This is a genomic window from Burkholderia sp. RF2-non_BP3, assembly GCF_001522185.1.
Classification (GTDB): domain Bacteria; phylum Pseudomonadota; class Gammaproteobacteria; order Burkholderiales; family Burkholderiaceae; genus Burkholderia; species Burkholderia diffusa.
Map to the genome: position 1 here is coordinate 1 of NZ_LOSU01000069.1, position 3,415 is coordinate 3,415.

General features: G+C 52.5%; 2 rRNA genes. Both read right to left on the bottom strand.

The window, feature by feature from the left end:
- Positions 1-5: 5 nt before the first annotated feature.
- A 5S ribosomal RNA gene (gene rrf / locus WS45_RS30705) occupies positions 6-118 on the bottom strand.
- 182 nt (positions 119-300) lie between these two features.
- A 23S ribosomal RNA gene (locus WS45_RS30710) occupies positions 301-3,181 on the bottom strand.
- Positions 3,182-3,415 lie beyond the last annotated feature (234 nt).

Below are 3,415 nucleotides of genomic sequence, written 5' to 3' on the forward strand. Positions count from 1 at the left end.
AGGGAGCCTGACGATTACCTACTTTCACACGGGAATCCGCACTATCATCGGCGTAGAGTCGTTTCACGGTCCTGTTCGGGATGGGAAGGGGTGGGACCGACTCGCTATGGTCATCAGGCAAAGAGGGTTGTTCTGCTGGCATGGCCAACAGAACCAATCTGGGAAGAAGCAGTAATTAGGTTGTGAGCTGTATCTCACACGTACGCGGTACTTCAACCGCAGTACGTCGAGTGCTTTGCACTCGACGTTCGACATTCGTAAGCGCTGAAGCGCTAACGACTGTCGAAACAGACTTGTTATAGGATCAAGCCTTACGGGCAATTAGTATCAGTTAGCTGAACGCATTACTGCGCTTACACACCTGACCTATCAACGTCCTGGTCTCGAACGACCCTTCAAGGGGATCTAGTCCCCAGGGATATCTCATCTTAAGGCGAGTTTCCCGCTTAGATGCTTTCAGCGGTTATCTCTTCCGAACATAGCTACCCGGCGATGCCACTGGCGTGACAACCGGTACACCAGAGGTTCGTCCACTCCGGTCCTCTCGTACTAGGAGCAGCCCCCTTCAAATATCCAACGCCCACGGCAGATAGGGACCAAACTGTCTCACGACGTTTTAAACCCAGCTCACGTACCTCTTTAAATGGCGAACAGCCATACCCTTGGGACCGGCTACAGCCCCAGGATGAGATGAGCCGACATCGAGGTGCCAAACACCGCCGTCGATATGAACTCTTGGGCGGTATCAGCCTGTTATCCCCAGAGTACCTTTTATCCGTTGAGCGATGGCCCTTCCATACAGAACCACCGGATCACTATGACCTGCTTTCGCACCTGCTCGACTTGTCGGTCTCGCAGTTAAGCACGCTTATGCCATTGCACTATCAGCACGATTTCCGACCGTACCTAGCGTACCTTCGTACTCCTCCGTTACGCTTTGGGAGGAGACCGCCCCAGTCAAACTGCCTACCATGCACTGTCCCCGACCCGGATCACGGGCCAAGGTTAGAACCTCAAACAAACCAGGGTGGTATTTCAAGGACGGCTCCACCGAAACTAGCGTTCCGGTTTCATAGCCTCCCACCTATCCTACACAGATCGGTTCAAAGTCCAATGCAAAGCTACAGTAAAGGTTCATGGGGTCTTTCCGTCTAGCCGCGGGTAGATTGCATCATCACAAACACTTCAACTTCGCTGAGTCTCGGGAGGAGACAGTGTGGCCATCGTTACGCCATTCGTGCAGGTCGGAACTTACCCGACAAGGAATTTCGCTACCTTAGGACCGTTATAGTTACGGCCGCCGTTTACCGGGACTTCAATCAAGAGCTTGCACCCCATCATTTAATCTTCCGGCACCGGGCAGGCGTCACACCCTATACGTCCACTTTCGTGTTTGCAGAGTGCTGTGTTTTTATTAAACAGTCGCAGCCACCAGTTTATTGCAACCCCTTCACCCTCCTGGCGCAGGCCAGTCAAGCTACAAGGGCGTACCTTATCCCGAAGTTACGGTACCAATTTGCCGAGTTCCTTCTCCCGAGTTCTCTCAAGCGCCTTAGAATACTCATCTCGCCCACCTGTGTCGGTTTGCGGTACGGTCATCGTTAGACTGAAGCTTAGAGGCTTTTCTTGGAACCACTTCCAATTGCTTCGCTCCCGAAGGAGCTCGCGCCACACCCTTGAATCCTGCGCCCGGATTTGCCTAAGCGCCTTCTCCAATGCAGCGACCGGGACTTCCAACACCCGGACAACCTTCCGCGATCCGTCCCCCCATCGCATCTAACAATGGTGCAGGAATATTGACCTGCTTCCCATCAGCTACGCATTTCTGCCTCGCCTTAGGGGCCGACTCACCCTACGCCGATGAACGTTGCGTAGGAAACCTTGGGCTTACGGCGAGGGGGCCTTTCACCCCCTTTATCGCTACTCATGTCAGCATTCGCACTTCCGATACCTCCAGCACCCTTTACAAGGCACCTTCGCAGGCTTACGGAACGCTCTCCTACCATGCGTGCAAGCACGCATCCGCAGCTTCGGTATATAGCTTAGCCCCGTTACATCTTCCGCGCAGGACGACTCGATCAGTGAGCTATTACGCTTTCTTTAAAGGGTGGCTGCTTCTAAGCCAACCTCCTGACTGTTTTAGCCTTCCCACTTCGTTTCCCACTTAGCTATATTTGGGGACCTTAGCTGGCGGTCTGGGTTGTTTCCCTCTTGACACCGGACGTTAGCACCCGATGTCTGTCTCCCGTGATTGCACTCTTCGGTATTCGGAGTTTGCTATGGCGGGGTAATCTGCAATAGACCCCCCAACCATGACAGTGCTCTACCCCCGAAGGTGAGACACGAGGCACTACCTAAATAGTTTTCGGAGAGAACCAGCTATTTCCAGGTTTGTTTAGCCTTTCACCCCTATCCACAGCTCATCCCCTAACTTTTCAACGTTAGTGGGTTCGGACCTCCAGTACGTGTTACCGCACCTTCATCCTGGCCATGGATAGATCACCTGGTTTCGGGTCTACGCCCAGCAACTGAACGCCCTATTCGGACTCGCTTTCGCTACGCCTGCCCTATACGGTTAAGCTTGCTACTGAACGTAAGTCGCTGACCCATTATACAAAAGGTACGCCGTCACCCCTTACGAGGCTCCGACTGTTTGTATGCATGCGGTTTCAGGATCTATTTCACTCCCCTCCCGGGGTTCTTTTCGCCTTTCCCTCACGGTACTGGTTCACTATCGGTCGATCACGAGTATTTAGCCTTGGAGGATGGTCCCCCCATCTTCAGACAGGATTTCACGTGTCCCGCCCTACTTGTCGCACACCTAGTTCTTTCATACTGTTTTCGCCTACAGGGCTATCACCTGCTATGGCCGCACTTTCCAGAGCGTTCGGCTAACAATACAAATAAAGAGTGCAAGGCTCATCCCATTTCGCTCGCCACTACTTTGGGAATCTCGGTTGATTTCTTTTCCTGCGGTTACTTAGATGTTTCAGTTCACCGCGTTCGCTTCGCATGGCCTATGTATTCAGCCATGGATACTCCAAAAGGAGTGGGTTTCCCCATTCGGACATCTACGGATCAAAGCTCGTTTGCCAGCTCCCCGTAGCTTTTCGCAGGCTACCGCGTCCTTCATCGCCTGTGATCGCCAAGGCATCCACCACATGCACTTGTTCGCTTGACCCTATAACGAGTCTGTCTCGTTACAGGTTGAGTTCTCGCGTTGTGCCGTATTCCAATTGAGTCGAACATAGAGTTCGAATCATCTTGAGATACATCGATACAATCACAACCCGGATAGTTTTCACGTCCATCTCAAGACGCTTCCGCTATCCAAATTACTTACTTCTTCCAGATTGTTAAAGAACGACAGCCGATACGTACTCCGTACCGCTCTGACTGGCTCAATCGCCAATGA